This window comes from Neisseria sp. 20925_1_37, from assembly GCF_041433255.1.
Classification (GTDB): domain Bacteria; phylum Pseudomonadota; class Gammaproteobacteria; order Burkholderiales; family Neisseriaceae; genus Neisseria; species Neisseria flavescens_D.
Genome location: NZ_JAPWBC010000003.1, coordinates 101,183 through 121,443, shown reverse-complemented (window position 1 = coordinate 121,443; position 20,261 = coordinate 101,183). Strand labels below are relative to the sequence as shown.

Genomic DNA, 20,261 nt, shown 5'->3' with positions numbered 1-20,261 from the left:
TTCAGACGGCCTTTACTTTGCTTGAGGAATCTTTATGACCATCCGAATGAATTGGCAAAACTTATTGTCCACCCAACGCTTCCGTACCAAAAACGGCGAAATCGTACCGACCGTTACCCCTTCGACTCAGGAAGGTGCCGATGCCTTGCGTACGGATTTTCACATCGACTACGACCGAGTCGTTTTTTCCGGAGCCTTCCGCCGCCTTGGCCGTAAAACGCAGGTGCATCCGTTGGCGCAACACGATTTGACGCACAACCGCCTGACGCACAGCGTTGAAGTTGCCAGCGTGGGCAGGAGCTTGGGCAACCGCGTGGGCGTGATGTTGCACAACGGCGGTTTTCTGCCGCAGGGTAATACGCCCAGCGATATTGGTGCTGTGGTGCAGGTTGCCTGTTTGGCACATGATTTGGGCAATCCGCCGTTTGGCCATACCGGCGAAGATGCTTTGCGTGATTGGTTCAGACGGCCTGAACATCAAATTTATCTGAACACATTAAACGAAGCGGAACGCAACGATATTCAAACCTATGAAGGCAATGCGCATAGCCTGCGTATCGTCGCCAGCCTTGAAATGTATCCGGAGGCGGGCGGAATGCGCCTGACTGCGGCAGCCATCGGCGCATTGCTGAAGTATCCGTGGACAACGCAACATCCAAACGGCAGAAAGAAATTCAATATTTATCAAACCGAGTTGCCGTTTATCCGTCAAGTTGCCGACGAATTGGGACTGGTTTCCGCAGGAGCAGACAGCTGGGCGCGCCATCCTTTGTCTTATTTGATGGAGGCCGCCGACGATATTTGCTATGCCTTGCTGGACTTGGAAGATGCCGTTGAATTGGATTTGCTCACGGATACGGAAGTGGAGAGTATCTTGTCCGAGCTGACCTTTGCCGAAAGTGCATGGCACGCCAGTTCCAGCCGTCAGCGTTGCGCCATGTTGCGCGGCATTGCGATTGGCAAGGCGATTGATGATGTTGCGCAAACCTTTATGCTGCATCAGTCTGATTTACTGGATGGAACATTCAAAGGCAAAGACTTGCTTGCTCTGTGCAGCCCGCAAGTGCAAAACACTTTGGCAAAAGCGAAAGAATTGGCGCAAACACGGATTTTCCGCCATCACACCAAGCTCTTGACCGAGATCGCGACGTTCCCATGCTTAGGCTCCATCTTGGATTTGCTCGTCCCCGCCGCTTATGCCCTGATTGCTGAAAAAAAGCTGGCAACGCGTCAGTCTCTAGCGTTGGAATTATTGAAAAAGCACAATCCGATTCTTCCTGAAGACAGTCTGTATCAGGCCTATATGAAAATTTTGGATTTTGTCGGCGGCATGACCGATAACTCCGCCGCCAAAATGGCGCAGGATTTGTCAGGAGTAGGTATTTTACGTTAATTTTATATTGTTTAATTTCAATTAATTAATTAAAAATATAAAAAATATCTGCGAAAAGAGTAGACAGGTTTTAGTAAAACCTATATTATTCGGTCTTCTTGATTCACAACGCACTAGCGAAGTGATGAGGATGCACCCGTAGCTCAGTTGGATAGAGTATCTGGCTACGAACCAGAGGGTCGGGCGTTCGAATCGCTCCGGGTGCGCCACAAGATTTATCTGCGCCCATCGTCTAGCGGTTAGGACATCGCCCTTTCACGGCGGTAACCGGGGTTCGATTCCCCGTGGGCGTGCCAGTTTTCAAAAAAACGCAATCTGTTTAGATTGCGTTTTTTTATTGCATTTACTGTTTGTGTTCTAAGGCCGTCTGAAACGCTCAGTAACTCAAGAGACAGAAGTGTGTAAAATAAATTGCTCAGACTTTTGGTCGTCTCTATGCGCTTTTCAACCTCATTTTACCATTGTCAAACCCCGATTTATTGACAACAGTATTCATCTTAAGAGTTCCTAAACCTGAATTTACATGATTTCATATTTATAATTTATTGATTTTAGAAAATAAAAATATTTATTTGAACTTTTATTAAAAAATTCCGTCTGAGATAAAGACAAGACGGAATATCTCTGTTAATGTGTAAATGTCAGCCGGCGTTTGCCGGTTTTTTATTGAAACCATTTGGGAGTCAATTATGAATATGAATGTTAAATTAATCGTTCCTGCCGTTTTGGCGGCTGTTGCCCTGACTGCATGTAGCAGCGGTTCTAAAGCCAAACCTGAAGCTAAAGCTGCGCCTACTGCGCAACAACAAGCTCAGGCTCAACAAGCTCAAGCTCCAGTGCCTACTACTTTGAAAGTAGACTCTATCGACGGTACTAAAGAAGTTCACTACAAATGCGGTAAAGACGGCAAAGAGCCTCTGAGCGTAATGTACGGCTTCAAAGGCAACGAAGTTGTTGCTGCACAAGTAAAATACAAAGGTCAAGTAACTGAAAACCTGTTCCGTATCACTGACAGCAGCAAAGATGTAAACGCATTCTGGGGCGGTAATGTTGCTTGGGTTGCTGAAGCAGCCACTGCAGCCAACGTAGACAAAGTTGACGGCAATATGCTGACTGTCCGTGGTACTACCGAAGTAAACGGTAAACAAGAAGTGGTTGATCAAATCCTGACCCGCTTCTGCGCATTGGACAAAGGCGCAAAAGCTGCCGCTAAACCAGCTGCTAAAAAAGTGAAAAAATAATCTTTTACCGACAGCTTTAAACGCTGGGTAAAATAAAATAGGCCGTCTGAAAACTTTTCAGACGGCCTGTTCTTTTGAGCGGTTTAACCCAAGAACCAGAATTTCAATGCCCACAACACGGCGACAATCCATACCATAGGCGGTACGTCTTGGGTGCGGTTGCACAAGAGTTTGATAAGTGCGTAGCTGATAAAGCCGAACGCAATACCATCGGCAATCGAGTAGGTAAACGGCATGAAGACGATGGTCAGGAATGCCGGTGCGGCTTCGGTCATGTCGTCCCAATCGATTTCGCGCGCGCTGCGCAACATTTGCGCGCCAACATAGAGCAGAGCGGGTGCGGTAGCGAATGCAGGAATGCTTTGAACCAGCGGGGAGAAAATCAGACAGGCCAGCATCAGTACGCCGACGGTAACGGCAGTCAGGCCGGTGCGGCCGCCGGCAGAAACACCTGCCGCGCTTTCAACGTAAGGGGTAGTGGAAGAAGTACCCAAGGCGGCGCCGGCGACGATGGCGGTTGAGTCGGCAAGCAGGGCGCGTTTCAAACGCGGTAGTTTGCCGTCTTGCAACAGGCCTGCGCGGTGGGAAACGCCGACCAAGGTGCCGGTAGAGTCAAACAGGTCAACCAGGAAGAATACAAAAATCACGCTGACCATGCTGACGGTAAACAAGCCTTTGAAGTCCATCTGCATGAAAGTCGGCGCAATGCTTGGGACTTCGCCGACTACGCCTTTGAACTCGCTCAAGCCCAAGACGGTGGAGATGGCGGTCAGCGTCAGAATGGTAATGATGATGGAGCCTTTGACGCGGAAGTGGCCGAGTGCAACCACCATGACAAAGCCTGCCATCGCCAGCAGGGCGGTAGGCTGGTGGATGTCGCCCAAGCCGACCAATGTGGCAGGATTGGCCACAATCACACCTGCGCCTTTGAGTGCAATCAATGCCAAGAAGAGGCCGATACCTGCGGCAATCGACATTTTCAAGCCCATAGGCAGCGCGTTGACCAGCATTTCACGCACTTTAAAGAAGCTGAACAGGATGAAAATGATGCCGGAAATGAAAACGGCACCCAAAGCCACACGCCAGTCCACGCCCATGCCTTTGACGACGGCAAAGGTAAAGTAGGCGTTCAAGCCCATGCCCGGCGCAAGGGCGATCGGGTAGTTGCCGACAAAGCCCATCACGAAACAGCCGATGGCGGAGGCGATACAGGTGGCCACAAATACTGCGCCCATATCCATGCCGGTTTCGCCCAAAATCAGGGGGTTGACGATGATGATGTAACACATGGCGAGGAAGGTGGTCAAACCGGCCATGATTTCAGTGCGGACGTTGGTCTGATTGGCACTCAGGTTGAACAATCGTTCCAAAACGCTTTGATTTGAAGAACTCATTTAAAAATATTCCTTTTGGGAAAGCCGCTTGCGGGACGGCATCGTCGGATTGGTCTGCAAAAAGTTTGGTTTTTGGCCTTAACTTCTCAACAGATAAGGGAATTTTCGGGCGGTATTATACTGAAAAGCCTTTTGTTCGGGTAATAAAAATACATGAATCAGATAATGCCGTGCCAAACCAAGATAAAGGCCGTCTGAACAGTTTCAGACGGCCTTTGTTTGTGTGTGCTTATACCGGTTTGCCTTTCAGGGAGAAGGTGTAGGCTTCGGTGATTTCCAAATCGATCATTTGGTTGATCATGTCGGGTGTGCCGGTAAAGTTGACCACGCGGTTGTTGGCGGTACGGGCTTGCAGTTGGTCGGGGTCTTTTTTGGAAATGCCTTCGACTAAGCAACGTTGAACCGTGCCGACCATGGTTTGGTTGATGCGCGCGGTTTCGGCTTCGATGACTTCGTTCAAAGCTTCGAGGCGGCGCACTTTTTCTTCGTGCGGTGTGTCGTCGTGCAGGTTGGCAGCGGGCGTACCGGGGCGCGGACTGTAAATAAAGACGAAGCTCAAGTCAAAGGCAATGTCTTTGACCAGTTTCAAGGTTTGCTCGAACTCGCGCTCGGTTTCGCCCGGGAAGCCGACGATAAAGTCGGAGCTGAGGCATAAATCAGGACGGATGGCGCGCAGTTTGCGGATGATGGATTTGTATTCCAAGGCGGTGTAGCCGCGTTTCATCGCACTCAATACGCGGTCGGAACCGCTTTGAATCGGCAGGTGCAGGTGGGAAACCAGCTTGGGCAGGTCGCGGTAGCACTCGATAATCGCGTCGGTAAATTCGCGCGGATGGCTGGTGGTAAAGCGCAGGCGTTCGATGCCCGGAATTTCGTGGACGATGCGCAACAAGGTGGCAAAGTCGCAGATTTCGCCGTTTTCCATTTCGCCGCGATAGGCATTGACGTTTTGGCCTAAGAGGTTGATTTCTTTAACGCCTTGTTGCGCCAAACCGGCAATTTCAGTCAATACGTCGTTGAGCGGGCGGGAGAATTCTTCGCCGCGGGTATAAGGGACGACGCAGTAAGAGCAGTATTTGGAACAGCCTTCCATAATGGAAATGAATGCCGAGCCGCCTTCTACGCGCGCAGGCGGCAGGTGGTCGAATTTCTCGATTTCGGGGAAGGAAATGTCGATTTGAGACAGGCCGGTGGTTTCTTTGTCGACGATGAGTTTGGGCAGGCGGTGTAGTGTTTGCGGGCCGAAAACCACGTCCACATACGGAGCGCGTTTGACGATGTTTTCGCCTTCTTGAGAGGCAACGCAGCCGGCAACGCCGATGATTACGTTTGGGTTTTTCTCTTTGAGCGGGCGGACGCGACCCAAGTCGGAGAAGACTTTTTCTTGCGCTTTTTCACGCACGGAGCAGGTGTTGAACAAGATGATGTCGGCGTCGTCAGGTTGGGTAACCTGCTCAATGCCGCCGTGTTCTTCGGCGAGGACGGACAGCATTTTTTCGCTGTCGTACTCGTTCATTTGGCACCCGAAGGTGCGGATAAATACTTTTTTCATGGTTTGTTTTGATTGATTGGCTTGTTGTAAAAGGGTTCAGACGGCCTGTGAAATACTCGGGCCGTCTGAAAAATTATTCTTCCGCCTTTTTCTGCTTTTTGGCGTGTTCGATGAACCTGTCGGCTTCGGCGTCGGTCAAAATCCAGATTTCGCGGACGAGGCGGCTCTCTTCGTTGTATTTGAACGCAACGGCTTTGCCGGTTTGATTCAGCAGGCGGCCCATAGGGATGAAACGGTCGTTTTCATCGTGGATTTTGGTGAAGCGGGTGATTTGCAGTTTGGCCGCGTTGCCGTCCACAATGCCCAAGGTTAGCAGGCGCGTCCAAGAAAAACCGCCTTTGCTGACTTTCAGATACGGCAAATCGACAGTCTTTAAAACGGCCACGTCCATATCGTCAGGCAGGCTGCGTTGTGCATGGACGAGGGAGGACGCCAAAAGGGCGAGGCTGAGTATGAATCCGCGTAACATGATGCTTTTCTTTTATTGTTTCAATAGGTCGCGGATTATAGCACAAGCAGGAAAAATGTGGATAGAGTGTTTGTTTTTAAAGAATAATTTTGATTTTGCGCCCGATTCTTATTTTGAAGCTTGGGCCGTCTGAAAAGGATTTGGTGTTAAAATGGCACCGATTTGATTTTCAGACGACCTCTTACGAAAGAATTGACCATGAACCGTAATGAAAGCTTGTTCAACCGCGCCAAAGCCATTATTCCCGGCGGCGTGAACTCTCCTGTGCGCGCATTCGGCAGCGTTGGCGGTGTGCCACGCTTTATCAAAAAGGCAGAAGGCGCGTATGTTTGGGACGAAAACGGCACGCGTTATACCGACTATGTCGGTTCTTGGGGCCCTGCGATTGTCGGCCACGCCCATCCTGAAGTCATTGAAGCCGTGCGCAAAGCAGCATTGGGCGGTTTGTCGTTTGGTGCGCCAACTGAAGGTGAAATTGTCATTGCCGAAGAAATCGCCAAAATCATGCCGTCCGTCGAGCAGCTGCGCCTTGTCAGCTCCGGCACGGAAGCAACGATGACCGCCATTCGTTTGGCACGCGGTTTTACCGGCCGCGACAAAATCATCAAGTTTGAAGGCTGCTACCACGGCCATTCCGACAGCCTGTTGGTAAAAGCAGGTAGCGGTCTGCTGACGTTTGGCAATCCTTCTTCCGCCGGTGTGCCTGCCGACTTTACCAAACACACTTTGGTACTCGAGTACAACAATATCGCCCAACTGGAAGAAGCCTTTGCACAAAGCGGCAATGACATTGCCTGCGTGATTTTGGAGCCATTTGTCGGCAATATGAATCTGGTTAGGCCGTCTGAAGCCTTTGTCAAAGCCTTGCGCGAATTGACTGAAAAACACGGTGCCGTGTTGATTTACGACGAAGTGATGACCGGCTTCCGCGTGGCGCTGGGCGGTGCGCAATCTTTGCACGGCATCAAACCCGATTTGACCACTATGGGCAAAGTGATCGGCGGCGGCATGCCTTTGGCGGCGTTCGGCGGCCGTAAAGACATTATGGAATGCATTTCCCCGTTGGGCGGCGTGTATCAGGCAGGTACATTGTCCGGCAATCCGATTGCGGTTGCGGCCGGTTTGAAAACGCTGGAAATTATTCAGCGCGAAGGCTTCTATGAAAACCTGACTGCCCTGACCCAACGCCTTGCCAACGGTATGGCCGACGCGGCTAAAGCGCACGGCGTTGAATTTACGGCGGACAGCGTGGGCGGCATGTTCGGCTTGTATTTTGCCAACCATGCACCGCAAAACTACGCCGATATGGCGCATTCCAATATTGAAGATTTCAAACATTTCTTCCACGGTATGCTCGACCGCAATGTTGCATTCGGTCCGTCCGCTTATGAAGCCGGCTTTGTTTCCGCCGCGCATACGCCCGAGCTGATTGACGAAACCATTGCTGCGGCACACGAAGTGTTCAAAGAAATGGCGAAATAAAAGCTGAAGCTGTTATGTGAAAAAAGGCCGTCTGAAAAATATTCAGACGGCCTTTCGCTATTTTAAATCAATGCTTGATTATGCTTCTTCTGCTTTGCTGCGGATAATCAGCAGAGGCAGGTGGCTTTGGCGCATTACGGTTTCGGCGAAGCTGCCCATCAGCAGGTGCATCAGGCCGGTGCGGCCGTGTGTGCCGAGTACCAGCAGGTCTGCGCCGTTGTTGTCGGCGTAGTCAACCAAGTCTTGAGCCATTTCGCGCGCGCCTTTGTTGGCGACCAACAGATGTTTCACGATGTTTTCAACGCCGTTTTCACGCGCTGTTTTTTCTGCGAAATCCAAAACTTCGTTACCTTGGGCCACTGCGGCGGCTTCGTAGCTTTCGTGTTGCAGGAATTCAGGAGCCAAAGCCATGTATTCGGCAGGGTTGGCAACGTGAACCAAAGTCAGTTGGGCTTTGTTGAGGCTTGCCAGTTCGGCGGCGTGTTTCAATGCATTGAGGGAGGTCTCGCTACCGTCAACGGCTACAACCAGATGTTTGTACATATTTATTCTCCTTTTGCGCCGAGTAGCGGCACTTTCGTTTAATATGAAATCAGAACTTGTCTGAATGTGAAACGATTATAAACTCTTTCGGGCGGGTACAACAGCCCATCTGCTTTCAAGTATAATGTCTATCCGAATCGCCTGTGGCGTTTTTCATTAATTTATTGATATATCACAAGGTTACTTATGCAGGACGCCGCTTTTCTTTCTTCGCGCCGCTTTGGCGGCATTGCCAGACTTTACGGAGACGAAGCACTGGCGCGCTTTTCGCGTGCGCATGTGTGCGTGGTAGGTGTCGGCGGTGTCGGCTCGTGGGCAGTGGAGGCTTTGGCGAGGAGCGGTATCGGTCGTTTAACGCTGATTGATTTGGACAACGTTGCCGAGTCCAATGTCAACCGCCAGTTGCACGCTTTGACCGATGATTTCGGTAAGGCAAAAGTTACCGCTTTGCGCGAACGCATTGCCCAAATCAATCCGCAATGCGAAGTGACGGAAATCGAAGATTTTGTGACCGAAGACAATCTGGACGAGCTTTTCAGACGGCCTTTTGATTTTGTCATCGACGCCATTGATCAAATCCGTGTCAAAGCGGCGATGGCGGCATATTTCGTGCAACATAAACAACCGTTTATTATCAGCGGCGGCGCGGGCGGACAGAAAAATCCGTCTTTGATCCAAACCGCCGATTTGAGCCGCGTTACCCATGACCCGCTGCTTTCCAATTTGCGCTATACCTTGCGCAAACGCTACGGCTTCAGCCGCGATACCAAAGAAAAAATGCGCGTGCCTTGCGTTTATTCAACCGAGAATATTACGCCGCCGCAATCCGGCGAAGCATGTTCGACCGATGCCGCGCCACAAGGTTTGTCCTGCGCGGGCTACGGTGCGAGTATGCTGGTGACGGCTTCGTTTGGATTGTATTGTGCGCAGGCGGCGGTGGAGCATATCGCGGGGCGGAAGTGAGGGGTAGGAAATGGGTAAGAACCGATTTTTTAAAGCCTACTTTATCGCCAGCCTGATTTATGCGGTATGGTTCGGTGTGTTGATGTATGCCGTCGATCCGATGTTTCTCGATGTGATGGAATGCAATACGTTACCCAGCGATTATTTGTGTGTGCAAAGCGGTTATAACCGCCCATTCACCACTTTTCTTTATCCGTTTCTGTCCATCGTGATCTTCAGCCTTTTGCACGCCGGTATCATGAAATGGCGCAAACGCCGTTCGGTTAAAATGATTTGGTTTTTGGTCGGCTGCGAAAGTTTGCTGCTGTTGGCTTTGATGGTGGCGATGCTTGCGAGGGATGGTTTTGTGTTGTCCCGAGATATCGGCTCGGTACTGACGGGTACGGTTTTCGCCAGCCTGCCGCTGTTGGGTATGGCCTTGGCTCAGACATTTGCCGTCGCCATTGTTTCTTTGCAAATCAATCGTAAAAAACGCTGATTTTTATATTAAAAACGGGTCGTCCTTGTTTCAGACGGCCTGTTGTTGATGAAACTTCTTACTAAACTTAAAAAGAAAAAGACCCTTTAACCATGTCTTCAGAACACCTTATTTCTTCTACTGCCGCAACGCCGTCTGAACATACCGTTGCGTGGGTGTTCGGTCAGCCTGTTACCGATGTGCCGCAGGATTTGTTTATTCCGCCTGATGCGTTGAAGGTGGTATTGAGCAGCTTCCAAGGGCCGTTGGATTTGCTGCTGTACCTTATCCGCAAGCAAAATATCGATGTCCTCGATATTCCGATGGTGAAGATTACCGAGCAGTATCTGCACTATATTGCCCAAATGGAAGCGTATCAGTTTGATTTGGCGGCAGAATACCTGCTGATGGCGGCGATGTTGATTGAAATTAAATCGCGCCTGCTGTTGCCGCGTCCTGAAGAAGTTGAGGATGAAGAGGCGGATCCGCGTGCCGAGTTGGTGCGCCGTCTGTTGGCTTACGAACAGATGAAGCTGGCGGCTCAGGGCTTGGATGCGTTGCCGCGTGCCGGACGTGATTTTGCTTGGGCGTATTTGCCGCTGGAAATTGCGGTCGAAGCGAAGTTGCCGGAAGTGTACGTTGCCGATTTGACGCAGGCTTGGTTGGGTATTTTGTCGCGTGCCAAGCATACGCGCAGTCATGAAGTGGTGCGGGAAACCATTTCCGTGCGCGCGCAGATGACGGCGATTTTGCGTCGCTTGAACGAAAGCGGCATCAGCAAGTTTAGCGATTTGTTTAAGCCGGAGCAGGGTGCGACATATGTGGTAGTCAATTTTATTGCATTGCTGGAATTGGCTAAAGAAGGCTTGGTGCGTATCGTACAGCCGGAAAATTATGGTGAAATCGAAATCAGCCTGAAAGACGGTTTGGAAACAAATGAAGCCAAAATGCTTTCAGACGGCCTTGAAGCCGATGAAACCGATAATGGGTATTTGGAAAAAGAGAATTTAAGATGAATTCGACGACAAGTCGCAGTAAGGCCTCTTTATGGGCGGTGGGCTTGATGCTGTTTGCGCTGTTTTTTGGCGCGGGTAACTTAATTTACCCTGCTTATTTGGGGCAGCAGGCCGGCGAAAATTGGCTTTCAGCAATGTTCGGCTTTTTGTTGACCGGGGCGGGGTTGCCATTGCTGGGCGTGATTGCCGTCGGCTATTCCGGCTCGCGCGATGTGGAAGCGCTGGCTTCCCGTGTTGCGCCTTGGTACGGCGTGACTTTTGCCGCTGCGCTTTATCTGGCAATCGGCCCCTTGTTTGCCATGCCGCGTACGGCAACGGTGTCTTTTGAAACTGCAATTTCTCCTTTCATTGATGAATCTTGGAAAAATATCGCATTGGCCGTATTCAGCCTGGTGTTTTTCGGCATGACTTATTGGCTGTCGATTTCTCCGGGTAAGCTGGTTGACCGTATCGGTAAAATCCTTACGCCCGTTTTGTTGCTGGCAATTGCAATATTGGTCGGCTATGCCGCTATTAACCCGATGGGTATGCCGCAGGCGGCGCAAGGCGATTTTGCTACTCATCCGTTGGTTAAAGGTATTTTGGAAGGCTACGGCACCATGGACGCGCTGGCTTCGCTGGTGTTTGCCATTATCGTCATCGATGCCGTTCGCGCCATGGGCGTGGACAACCGCGCGGACTTGCTGAAGACAACGACGATTTCGGGCGTGTTGGCGGCTTCTTGTTTGGCAGTGGTTTACCTGTTTATCGGCTATATGGGTGCGACAGGTGTGGCCGGTATCGGCTTGCAGGAAAACGGCGCGTCGGTTTTGTCTAAAACCGCACAGCACTATTTCGGTACGGCCGGTATTGTGTTGCTTGGCGTCATGGTGTTGCTTGCCTGTCTGAGTACGGCTGTTGGCTTGATTACTTCATGCGCCGAATATTTCAACCGTCTTTGCCCGGGTATTTCTTATAAAATCTTTGTGATACTGAATACGGTAGTGTCTATCCTGTTGTCCAACAAAGGTCTGTCAGCGATTTTGCAGTTTTCTATCCCTATGTTGATGCTGTTGTATCCGCTGACTATCGTCATCATTCTGCTGGCCTTGACAGATAAACTGTTTGACGGCGGCCGTATTGTCTATTTCTGTACCATGATGGCGGCCCTTATGGTCGGCTTGCTCGATGCTTATAAGGCCGCGTTTGGATTTGATGCCGAAACCGCGGCTGCCATCGAGCGCGCATTGCCGTTTTACAATATCGGTTTAGGGTGGGTTGTTCCCTCTTTAGCCTGCTTTATACTCGGCTGCATTTTGAATGCGGCGTTGAAGAAAAAAGCATGACAATAAACAGGCCGTCTGAAATGTTCAGACGGCCTGTTTATTTCGCCGACCACGCAAACGACAGATGATTTTTTCAAAGAAATCCGTTATAATTGAAAAATTAAGGCTTTGCGAAATACCGTTTCGCAGATGCAACATATTGAGAAGATTTATTTCCACAAATCCCGTTTTTTCAGTAAATGACTTGAACTGAAGGCGGATTTCGTGGTATAAATCGCGTTTTACTATTTTAGAAGTTTGGAGACTAACCATGGCACGAGTTTGCAAAGTGACCGGTAAGCGCCCGATGTCTGGCAATAACGTATCACACGCCAACAACAAAACCAAACGTCGTTTTTTGCCTAACTTGCAATCACGTCGTTTCTGGGTAGAAAGTGAAAACCGCTGGGTTCGCCTGCGCGTTTCTAACGCTGCATTGCGCACCATCGATAAAGTAGGCATTGATGTCGTATTGGCTGATTTGCGTGCTCGCGGCGAAGCTTAATTTAAACACCATTAATTAAGGATTACTGCAATGCGCGATAAAATCAAACTGGAGTCCAGTGCTGGTACTGGTCACTTCTACACAACTACTAAAAACAAACGTACTATGCCTGGCAAACTGGAAATCAAAAAATTTGACCCAGTAGCCCGTAAACACGTTATTTACAAAGAAACTAAATTGAAATAATCCAGTTTCTTCCAAGAAAAAGCTCCTGTTTTGCAGGAGCTTTTCTTTTTATTTTCTGATTGGTTTTTTTGGGGGGCTTGTTTCAAATGTGTATGCAAGATATTTTTGTATTGCTTTGGAAGAGACAAAATAAAAGAGCGTGTATCCATTAGGATTATGCTCTTTTATTTTTCAGACGGCCTGATAGGGGATAAGCAGCCTTGAATCATGAATAAACATTCAAAAAGCTACTTAATGATCGACCTTGATGCCTTGATTGTCGGAATGTTGTTTTTTATCCAGCTCTTTTTGCAAGGTATCGCATGGCGTGTCGCAATCGCACATTTTCTTCATGCCGAGAGAGGAAATGCCGCCGCAGCTGCCTTTAATGGTGCGTTTGGAGAAGATATAGCCGACTGCCATGCCGAGGATGACAATGATAAAAATGCCGAAAGTCAGAAGAATGGTTTTCATGTGTGTATTCCTGAAGGTTAGTTTAATAATTTCTTGAATGCGCTGGACATTTTAGTATGGTAGCCGCCTTGCGGGGTCCGGATGATAAGGAAAACGGCGAGATTTTCTTGCTCGGCAAGTTTAAGTGCTTCGGTTTCTCCGAGGACGAACAAGCCGGTTGAAAGGCCGTCTGCAAGTGTGGCGTTTTCAGCGACTACGCTGATGGAAGCAAGGTTGTGGCTGATGGGTTGTTTTGTTTTAGGGTTGATGATATGGGAAAGACGGCGGCCTGACTTATCGACATGGAAAATGCGGTAGTCGCCGGACGTGGCCAGTGATTTATTGTCCAATGGAATGGTGATTTGGGTGGCGCCGCCTTGAACGATATTGGGCTGCTCGATGCCGATACGCCAAGGGTTGCCTTGCGCATTGTGGCCTTTGCCATGCAACTCGCCTCCGATTTCTACCAAATAATTGCCGATATTGAGTTTTTCAAGTTCGGCGGCAGTTTTATCTACACCAAAGCCTTTGGCGATGGAGGATAGGTCTAAATAGACTTCGGGATGGGTTTTCGCCAGTGTAGGCTGCTGTCCGTCTTGGGAAAGTTTGAGTTTGTCCGTACCGACCATTTCTGAAGCATGTTGGATTTCTTGTGCAGTCGGTTCGTGCGTGATTTCTTTTTGCGGACCGAATCCCCAAAGGTTGACCAAGGGGCCGACGGTTACGTCCAGTGCGCCGTGCGTCAGTTTGTTTAAACGCAAGGCTTCTCCGGTCACATAGGCAAAGTCTTGGGAAATGGGCATGGCCTGATTGACGGTGCGCAGCTGGTTGAATTGGCTGATTTCGGAATCGGTTTGGTAGGTAGACATTTGCCGATTGACTTCTTTAAGTGTGTCATCAATGCGTTTTTGTATTTCGGCAGGGGGGGGAAGTTTGTCTTGGCCGTCTGAAAGATATTTGACGGTATAGGTCGTGCCCATAGTCTCGCCTTGCAGGGTAATGGTTTGTTGTTTTTCAGGTTGGCAGGCCGAGAGTGTGAGCGCGGAAAGGATGGCAACGGTGTAGCCGATTATCGGACGGTAAAACGAATGGGAAAGAAACGGCATAAGGGATTTGCGGATTATTTTTTGAAGCCTTTATTGTATCGTAAAAGAAAGGTTCAAGCCGTCTGAAAGTATGATTTTCAGACGGCCTGGCAATAAAAAAGGAAGAAACCGAAGTTTCTTCCTTTTTGTCTGTTAGCCGCCGAAATCGTCCAAAAGGATGTTTTCGTCTTCCACGCCCAAGTCTTTGAGCATTTTGATCACGGACTGGTTCATGATTGGAGGGCCGCACATGTAGAATTCGCAGTCTTCCGGTGCTTCGTGGTTTTTCAGGTGGTTTTCGTAAACCACGTTGTGAATGAAGCCTGTGTAACCGTCCCAGTTGTCTTCAGGCAATGGGTCGGACAGAGCGACGTGCCATGTGAAGTTCGGGAATTCTGCTGCGAGTTGGTCGAAGTCTTCGACATAGAACATCTCGCGTTTAGAACGTGCACCATACCAGAAGGTAATCTTACGTTTGGAGTTCAAACGTTTTAGCTGGTCGAAAATGTGGGAACGCATCGGAGCCATACCCGCACCACCGCCGATAAATACCATTTCGGCATCGGTATCTTTGGCGAAGAATTCGCCGAACGGACCGGAAATCGTTACTTTATCACCGGGTTTAAGCGACCAGATGTAAGACGACATTTGTCCCGGAGGCGCATCAGGTACGCGCGGAGGCGGCGTGGCGATACGCACGTTCAGCATGATGATGCCTTTTTCTTCTGGATATGAAGCCATGGAGTAGGCACGCAAAATCGGCTCGTCCACTTTGGAAACGTATTGCCACAGATTGTATTTGTCCCAGTCTTCGTGGTATTCCTTAGGAATGTCGAAGTCTTTATAGGCAACAGTGTGAGGAGGGGCTTCAATTTGAATGTAGCCGCCGGCGCGGAAAGGAACTTCTTCGCCTTCTGGAATGGCAAGCTTGAGTTCTTTAATGAACGTTGCTTTGTTGTCATTGGAGATGACAGTACATTCCCATTTCTTCACGCCGAATACTTCTTCCGGTACTTCGATGTCCATGTCGGTTTTAACGTTGACCTGACAAGACAGACGGCAGCCTTCGCGCGCTTCGCGTTTGCTGATGTGGGACAACTCGGTTGGCAGAATGTCGCCGCCGCCGCTTTTCACGACAACACGGCACTGACCGCATGAGCCGCCGCCACCGCAGGCGGAAGGAACGAAGATACCTTGGCTGGCAAGCGCACCCAGCAGTTTGCCGCCGGCAGGCATCGTCAGCTCTTTTTCGTTATTGACTTTGATGGTGATGTCGCCTTCGCTCACCAACTTGGATTTGGCAAACAGAATCATCAGTGCCAAAACCAAGACGATGACGGTAAACATCACAATACCTAAAATAATCTCCATGCCGATTCCTTTCTTATAACTGGATGCCGGAGAACGACATAAACGCCATTGCCATCAGGCCAGCGGCGATAAAGGTAATGCCCAAGCCTTTGAGGCCTTTAGGGACATCCGAATATTTCATTTTTTCGGTAATGCCCGCCAAAGCGACAATAGCCAAAAGCCAGCCCAAACCTGCGCCGAAACCGTATACAACGGACTCGCTGAAGTTGTATTCGCGTTGCGCCATAAACGATACGGCACCGAAAATCGCACAGTTTACGGTAATCAGGGGCAGGTAGATACCCAATGCGTTGTAGAGGGCAGGGACGAATTTGTCCAAGAACATTTCCAGAATCTGCACCAAAGCAGCAATCACGCCGATGAAGGTGATGAATTTCAGGAAGGTCAAATCCACGCCTTCTACCAGCGCACCGTCTTTCAGCAGCGAGTAAACGAGTTGGTTGGCAGGGACGGACAGGCCGAGTACGAAAGTAACGGCAACGCCCAAACCGAATGCAGTGGATACTTTTTTAGATACCGCCAAAAATGTACACATCCCCAAGAAGAAGGAAAGTGCCATGTTTTCCAGAAAGACGGATTTTACAAAAAGGCTTAAGTAATGTTCCATGTGTTATTTCTCCGCCTGTTCAGGTTTCCAAGTGCGCAGACCCCATACCAAGAAGCCGATGATGAAGAACGCGCTGGGGGCGAGCAGGAACAAGCCGTTGGTTTGATACCAGCCGCCATCTTGTACTGTTTGGAAAATGGTGTAGCCAAAGAGCTTGCCTGAGCCGATCAGTTCGCGGATGGTTGCGATGATGATCAACATCATGCCGTAACCTGCGCCGTTGCCGATACCGTCAACCAAGCTTTCCAGCGGCGGTTCTTTCATGGCGAATGCTTCGGCACGGCCCATCACGATACAGTTGGTAATAATCAGGCCGACGAATACGGACAGCTGCTTGGACAGCTCATAAGCAAAAGCTTGGAGCAGTTGGTCAACCAGCGTTACCAAAGAAGCAACAATTGCCATTTGCACAATAATACGGATGCTGTTGGGGATGTAGTTGCGTACCAAAGAAATGAAGAAGCTGGAAAAACCGGTTACCAAAGCTACGGAAATACCCATTACGATGGCCGTCTGAAGTTTGGTGGTAACCGCCAAAGCCGAACAAATTCCCAAAACCTGCAAGGCAATCGGGTTATTGTCGATAAAGGGTGAAAACATCAAATATTTCAAGCGTTTCATGTCAGCCATTATTGTGCTCCTGCTGATTTTAATTTGTTCAGGTAGGGGATATAGCCGTTTTCGCCGAACCAGTAGGCGAACGAACCTTGCACACCTTTAGATGTCAGCGATGCGCCGGAGAGGGCATCTACGCCGTGTTCTTTGTCCGAACTTGCGCCTTTGCCAACATGCAGGGCGAGTTTGCCTTGTTCGTCAAACAGTTTTTTGCCGACGAATTTTTGTTGCCACAACGGATTGCCGATTTCGCCGCCCAAACCCGGGGTTTCACCTTGGTCGTAGTAGGTGATGCCGTTAATGGTGTTGCCGTCGGGTTGGATGGCGACAAAACCGTACATGACAGACCACAAACCATTGCCGTGCATAGGCAGGATGATTTGGCTGACTTTGCCGTCTTCGCCTTTTACCAAGTAAACCTCAGTGTATTTGGCGCGGCTTTTGATGCCTGCCAAATCGTCTTCGGGTTTGATTTGGATGCTTTGGGCAGGGTCTTTGCCAGCAACGCGTGCGCTGAAGTCTTTAGGCGCATCGGCGACGTATTCGCCAGTTGCCAAGTCCACGACACGTTGCTCGATACGTTCGGCAAAGGTTTTGCTGATGTCGGTGTTTTTATCCATCAAACCGGCTACGCTTAAGATATAGCCTTGTTTGTCTTGGAGTTTTTGTTTCTCTTGGATAGGTTTCAAGCCGACGACCGCACCAGCAACGATGATGGAACAAATCAGGCTGACAACCAATACCACAATCAGCGTGCCGCTGAAGCTGTCTTTATCGAATTTCTTAGCCATTGCTGCGCGCCTTTCTGCGTTTGATGTTCGCTTGTGCGACGAAATAGTCGAAAATCGGGGCAAACAGGTTGGCAAACAGGATCGCCAACATCATGCCTTCGGGGTAAGCAGGGTTGACCACGCGGATCAACACGCACATTACACCGATAAGCGCGCCGTACCACCATTTGCCGACATTGGTAAAGGAAGCGGAAACAGGGTCGGTCGCCATAAACAGCATACCGATGGCGAAGCCGCCGACCACCAAGTGCCAGTACCAAGGCATGGAGAACATGGCGTTGGTGTCCGAACCGATGAAGTTAAACAGTGAAGACATGGCAATCATACCGATCATCACACCGGCAATAATGCGCCAAGAGGCAATACGGGTGAACACGATAAACGCGCCGCCGATTAAGAGCGCCAAAGTGGACACTTCGCCGATTGAGCCGGGCACATTACCGATAAATGCGTCCATCCAAGAAATGTTTTGACCGGTTACAGCGTTTTTCAGGCCGTCTGCACCGTGTGCCGCCCATTGCGCCAAAGCAGTAGCACCAGAATAGCCGTCAACTGCAGTCCAAATGGTATCGCCGGTAATGTTGGCAGGGTAGGCAAAGAACAGGAACGCACGGCCTGCAAGAGCAGGGTTCATGAAGTTTTTACCTGTACCGCCGAATACTTCTTTTGCAACCACAACGCCGAAAGAAATACCCAAAGCCGCTTGCCACAAAGGCAGGGTAGGGGGAACGATCAAAGCAAACAGAATCGAAGTTACGAAGAAACCTTCGTTGATTTCGTGTTTGCGTACAGTGGCGAACAAGACTTCCCAGAAGCCGCCCACAATAAATACAGTCGCGTAAATCGGCAGGAAGAAAATCGCGCCGAACAGCATTTTGCCCAGCACGCCCGCTTCAGACGACATATTGATGCCCAAAGCGTTGGCAAGGGCGTAATGCCAGTCGTTGGCGATATTTTGTTGCAGCAAATCAGGCGTTAACGCACCGAATGCCTGCGCGCCGACGTTGTACATGCCGTAGAACATGGCAGGGAACAAAGCCAGCCACACCAAAATCATCATGCGCTTGGAGTCGAGCGCATCGCGGACGTGGGCCGCTTTGCGCGTTACCGCGCCGGATGTATAGAAAATCGTCGCCGCAGCTTCGTAGAGGGCATACCATTTTTCATGTTTGCCGCCCGGCAGGAAGTGCGGTTCGATTTTTTCAAGAAAATGTTTCAAGCCCATAATCAGCCTTCCTTCTCAATGGTTTCCAGCACCTTGCGCAACAGCGGGCCGTATTCGTATTTGCCCGGGCAGACGAAGCTGCACAAAGCGAGGTCTTCTTCGTCCAATTCCAAGCAACCCAGTGCCTGAGCGCTGTCGGTATCGCCGACGATTAAATCGCGCAAGAGCAGGGTAGGCAGGATGTCCAAGGGCATCACGCGTTCGTAAGTGCCGATCGGTACCATGGCGCGGTCGCCGCCGTTGACGGCTGTGTTGAACTTGAAGAGTTTGTTTTTCAGGAAATGGCCGAGGGTTGTGCGCGTGATGGAGTATTTGTCCGGCTGCGGCGCAACCCAGCCGAACAGCTCTTTGCTGCGGCCTTCTTCGATAACCGAAATCTGATTGTGGTAGCGGCCGAGGTAATCGTGCGCGCCTTGTGCAATCGCGCCGTTCAATACTGAGCCGGAAATCACGCGGTTGTCTGCGTCAACCAATTCGCCCGCAGTAATTTGCGATACTTTCGCACCCAAAACGGTACGCAAGAGGCGCGGTTTGTTGACTTGAGAGCCACCCAAGGCAATCACGCGCTCGGTGTTCAGACGGCCTGTTGTAAACAAACGGCCAATGGCAATCACATCTTGATAATTGACGGTCCAAACAGTTTTATTTGCACCGACTGGCTCGATGAAATGAATGTGCGTGCCGCTCAAACCGGCAGGATGCGGGCCGCCAAATTCATGTGTTTCGATGTTGGCAGCGTTTTCAGACGGCACGTCTGCGCCGGCTGCTTTACACACATGGATTTTACGCTCGGTCAGGCGGCTCAATACCAACAGGCCGCGTTTGAAGTCTTCGGCGGCTTCTTTGATGATGACCGTAGGATCGGCAGCCAGCGGATTGGTGTCCATCGCATTGACGAAGATGGCGAACGGTTCGGCATCAACGGCAGGAATTTTGCTGAACGGACGGGTGCGCAGCGCAGTCCACAAACCGGATTGGATCAGGTTGCGGCGCACTTCTTCGCTGCTCAATTTTGCCAGCGCTTCAGGTGCGTAGCGATCGAACTCGATTTCGTCGTTGCCTTCAACGGCAATCACGACTGACTGAAGTACGCGCTTTTCGCCACGGTGAATAGCGGCGATTTTGCCTGAAGTCGGAGCAGTAAATACTACGCCCGGATTCTTTTTGTCTTCAAACAGCACTTGGCCTTTTTTGACGGCTTCGCCTTCCTTGATTTTCATCGAGGGGCGCATGCCGACATATTCTTCGCCAAGCAACGCGACTTCGGTAATGGCCGGGCCGTCATAAATGACTTGCTCCGGTCTGCCTGCGATAGGCAGGTCTAAGCCTTTTTTTATCTTAATCATAAGGATGCGTTACTTTTTGGTGGGTTGAGATTCGGATGTCGGATTGTTTTTTCAGACGGCATGTAATGCTTTGAAACAAAGGATGGGCCGTCTGAAAAAAATCAGAGGTTTGCTATAAAAACAACGAATAAACGCAAACAACAAAGCTTTAGATTTTATCAGGTATAGGCTGCTTTATGTCAGTTTTACGCTTATTTTTACGGGAAAAGTGGGAAAAAAGTAGGAATGTGTAATCGAGTGTTAAGGGGAATAAATTTTAACTGATTGATATTTAAACGCTATAT

The 20,261-nt window shown here is 49.9% G+C and carries 21 protein-coding genes and 2 tRNA genes; 11 read left to right on the top strand and 12 right to left on the bottom strand.

Translation table 11 applies throughout. The annotated features are described in order from the left end of the window. The first annotated feature begins 34 nt into the window (after positions 1-34). From O3661_RS03410 to O3661_RS03395, 4 genes are all read left to right on the top strand, one after another. A complete protein-coding gene (locus tag O3661_RS03410; protein ID WP_371492292.1) occupies positions 35-1,393 on the top strand; it encodes a deoxyguanosinetriphosphate triphosphohydrolase in 1,359 nt (452 codons plus the stop codon). Between the two features lie 132 nt (positions 1,394-1,525). Then, positions 1,526-1,602: transfer RNA gene (locus O3661_RS03405), tRNA-Arg, on the top strand. Positions 1,603-1,614: 12 nt separating this feature from the next. Beyond that, positions 1,615-1,689 (top strand) — tRNA-Glu (locus tag O3661_RS03400). 393 nt (positions 1,690-2,082) lie between these two features. Beyond that, on the top strand, positions 2,083-2,634 hold the full coding sequence (locus O3661_RS03395) for a hypothetical protein (protein ID WP_371492291.1): 552 nt from the start codon (positions 2,083-2,085) through the stop codon (positions 2,632-2,634). An 83-nt stretch (positions 2,635-2,717) separates the two neighbouring features. Here O3661_RS03395 and O3661_RS03390 read toward each other — a convergent pair whose 3' ends face one another. The 3 genes from O3661_RS03390 to O3661_RS03380 form a co-directional block, all read right to left on the bottom strand. After that, positions 2,718-4,028, bottom strand: coding sequence for an NCS2 family permease (locus O3661_RS03390; RefSeq protein WP_107848901.1), 1,311 nt, complete (start codon positions 4,026-4,028; stop codon positions 2,718-2,720). Positions 4,029-4,257: 229 nt separating this feature from the next. Next, positions 4,258-5,580, bottom strand: coding sequence for a tRNA (N6-isopentenyl adenosine(37)-C2)-methylthiotransferase MiaB (gene miaB, locus O3661_RS03385; RefSeq protein ID WP_004519557.1), 1,323 nt, complete (start codon positions 5,578-5,580; stop codon positions 4,258-4,260). A gap of 73 nt (positions 5,581-5,653) precedes the next feature. After that, positions 5,654-6,049 (bottom strand): hypothetical protein, encoded by a 396-nt coding sequence (locus tag O3661_RS03380; RefSeq protein WP_049333912.1) that lies wholly within the window; start codon positions 6,047-6,049, stop codon positions 5,654-5,656. Between the two features lie 198 nt (positions 6,050-6,247). Here O3661_RS03380 and hemL point away from each other — a divergent pair, with 198 nt between their 5' ends. Beyond that, the gene (gene hemL / locus O3661_RS03375) at positions 6,248-7,531 is read left to right on the top strand and encodes a glutamate-1-semialdehyde 2,1-aminomutase (protein WP_371492290.1); all 1,284 of its coding nucleotides are present in this window, start codon (positions 6,248-6,250) and stop codon (positions 7,529-7,531) included. Positions 7,532-7,609: 78 nt separating this feature from the next. Here hemL and O3661_RS03370 read toward each other — a convergent pair whose 3' ends face one another. Then, on the bottom strand, positions 7,610-8,074 hold the full coding sequence (locus O3661_RS03370) for a universal stress protein (protein ID WP_049333908.1): 465 nt from the start codon (positions 8,072-8,074) through the stop codon (positions 7,610-7,612). 186 nt (positions 8,075-8,260) lie between these two features. Between O3661_RS03370 and O3661_RS03365 the strand changes: the two genes are divergently transcribed. The 6 genes from O3661_RS03365 (at position 8,261) to rpmG (ending at position 12,505) form a co-directional block, all read left to right on the top strand. Next, on the top strand, positions 8,261-9,037 hold the full coding sequence (locus O3661_RS03365) for a ThiF family adenylyltransferase (protein WP_371492289.1): 777 nt from the start codon (positions 8,261-8,263) through the stop codon (positions 9,035-9,037). 10 nt (positions 9,038-9,047) lie between these two features. Then, positions 9,048-9,515, top strand: a complete 468-nt coding sequence (locus tag O3661_RS03360) for a hypothetical protein (RefSeq protein WP_371459816.1) — start codon at positions 9,048-9,050, stop codon at positions 9,513-9,515. A gap of 92 nt (positions 9,516-9,607) precedes the next feature. Further along, complete coding sequence (locus O3661_RS03355; protein WP_371492288.1) at positions 9,608-10,510, top strand: ScpA family protein; 903 nt, start codon at positions 9,608-9,610, stop codon at positions 10,508-10,510. Continuing rightward, on the top strand, positions 10,507-11,835 hold the full coding sequence (brnQ, locus tag O3661_RS03350; protein WP_371492287.1) for a branched-chain amino acid transport system II carrier protein: 1,329 nt from the start codon (positions 10,507-10,509) through the stop codon (positions 11,833-11,835). Before O3661_RS03355 ends, brnQ begins: the two co-directional genes overlap by 4 nt. Before the next feature lie 250 nt (positions 11,836-12,085). Continuing rightward, positions 12,086-12,319 carry a 50S ribosomal protein L28 gene (gene rpmB, locus O3661_RS03345; RefSeq protein WP_002216391.1) on the top strand — a complete coding sequence of 78 codons (234 nt, stop codon included), beginning with the start codon at positions 12,086-12,088 and terminating at the stop codon, positions 12,317-12,319. 30 nt (positions 12,320-12,349) lie between these two features. Continuing rightward, a complete protein-coding gene (gene rpmG, locus O3661_RS03340) occupies positions 12,350-12,505 on the top strand; it encodes a 50S ribosomal protein L33 (protein WP_003684373.1) in 156 nt (51 codons plus the stop codon). A 231-nt stretch (positions 12,506-12,736) separates the two neighbouring features. On the opposite strand, the gene nqrM is transcribed toward rpmG, so the two are convergent. From nqrM to O3661_RS03300, 8 genes are all read right to left on the bottom strand, one after another. Further along, positions 12,737-12,958, bottom strand: a complete 222-nt coding sequence (nqrM, locus tag O3661_RS03335) for a (Na+)-NQR maturation NqrM (protein WP_371492286.1) — start codon at positions 12,956-12,958, stop codon at positions 12,737-12,739. Positions 12,959-12,975: 17 nt separating this feature from the next. Beyond that, complete coding sequence (locus O3661_RS03330) at positions 12,976-14,043, bottom strand: FAD:protein FMN transferase (protein WP_371492285.1); 1,068 nt, start codon at positions 14,041-14,043, stop codon at positions 12,976-12,978. 132 nt (positions 14,044-14,175) lie between these two features. Further along, positions 14,176-15,393: an NADH:ubiquinone reductase (Na(+)-transporting) subunit F gene (gene nqrF, locus O3661_RS03325; RefSeq protein WP_049352532.1), complete on the bottom strand. Its 1,218-nt coding sequence runs from the start codon at positions 15,391-15,393 to the stop codon at positions 14,176-14,178. A 13-nt stretch (positions 15,394-15,406) separates the two neighbouring features. After that, on the bottom strand, positions 15,407-16,000 hold the full coding sequence (gene nqrE / locus O3661_RS03320; protein ID WP_137040100.1) for an NADH:ubiquinone reductase (Na(+)-transporting) subunit E: 594 nt from the start codon (positions 15,998-16,000) through the stop codon (positions 15,407-15,409). Positions 16,001-16,003: 3 nt separating this feature from the next. Beyond that, positions 16,004-16,630 carry an NADH:ubiquinone reductase (Na(+)-transporting) subunit D gene (locus tag O3661_RS03315; protein ID WP_003684313.1) on the bottom strand — a complete coding sequence of 209 codons (627 nt, stop codon included), beginning with the start codon at positions 16,628-16,630 and terminating at the stop codon, positions 16,004-16,006. Further along, entirely contained in the window at positions 16,630-17,406 is a 777-nt protein-coding gene (locus O3661_RS03310; protein ID WP_070765262.1) for a Na(+)-translocating NADH-quinone reductase subunit C, read from the bottom strand. Before O3661_RS03310 ends, O3661_RS03315 begins: the two co-directional genes overlap by 1 nt. After that, on the bottom strand, positions 17,399-18,631 hold the full coding sequence (locus O3661_RS03305) for an NADH:ubiquinone reductase (Na(+)-transporting) subunit B (protein ID WP_254323982.1): 1,233 nt from the start codon (positions 18,629-18,631) through the stop codon (positions 17,399-17,401). Before O3661_RS03305 ends, O3661_RS03310 begins: the two co-directional genes overlap by 8 nt. A 2-nt stretch (positions 18,632-18,633) precedes the next feature. Next, entirely contained in the window at positions 18,634-19,977 is a 1,344-nt protein-coding gene (locus tag O3661_RS03300; protein ID WP_371492284.1) for a Na(+)-translocating NADH-quinone reductase subunit A, read from the bottom strand. Between the last annotated feature and the right edge of the window lie 284 nt (positions 19,978-20,261).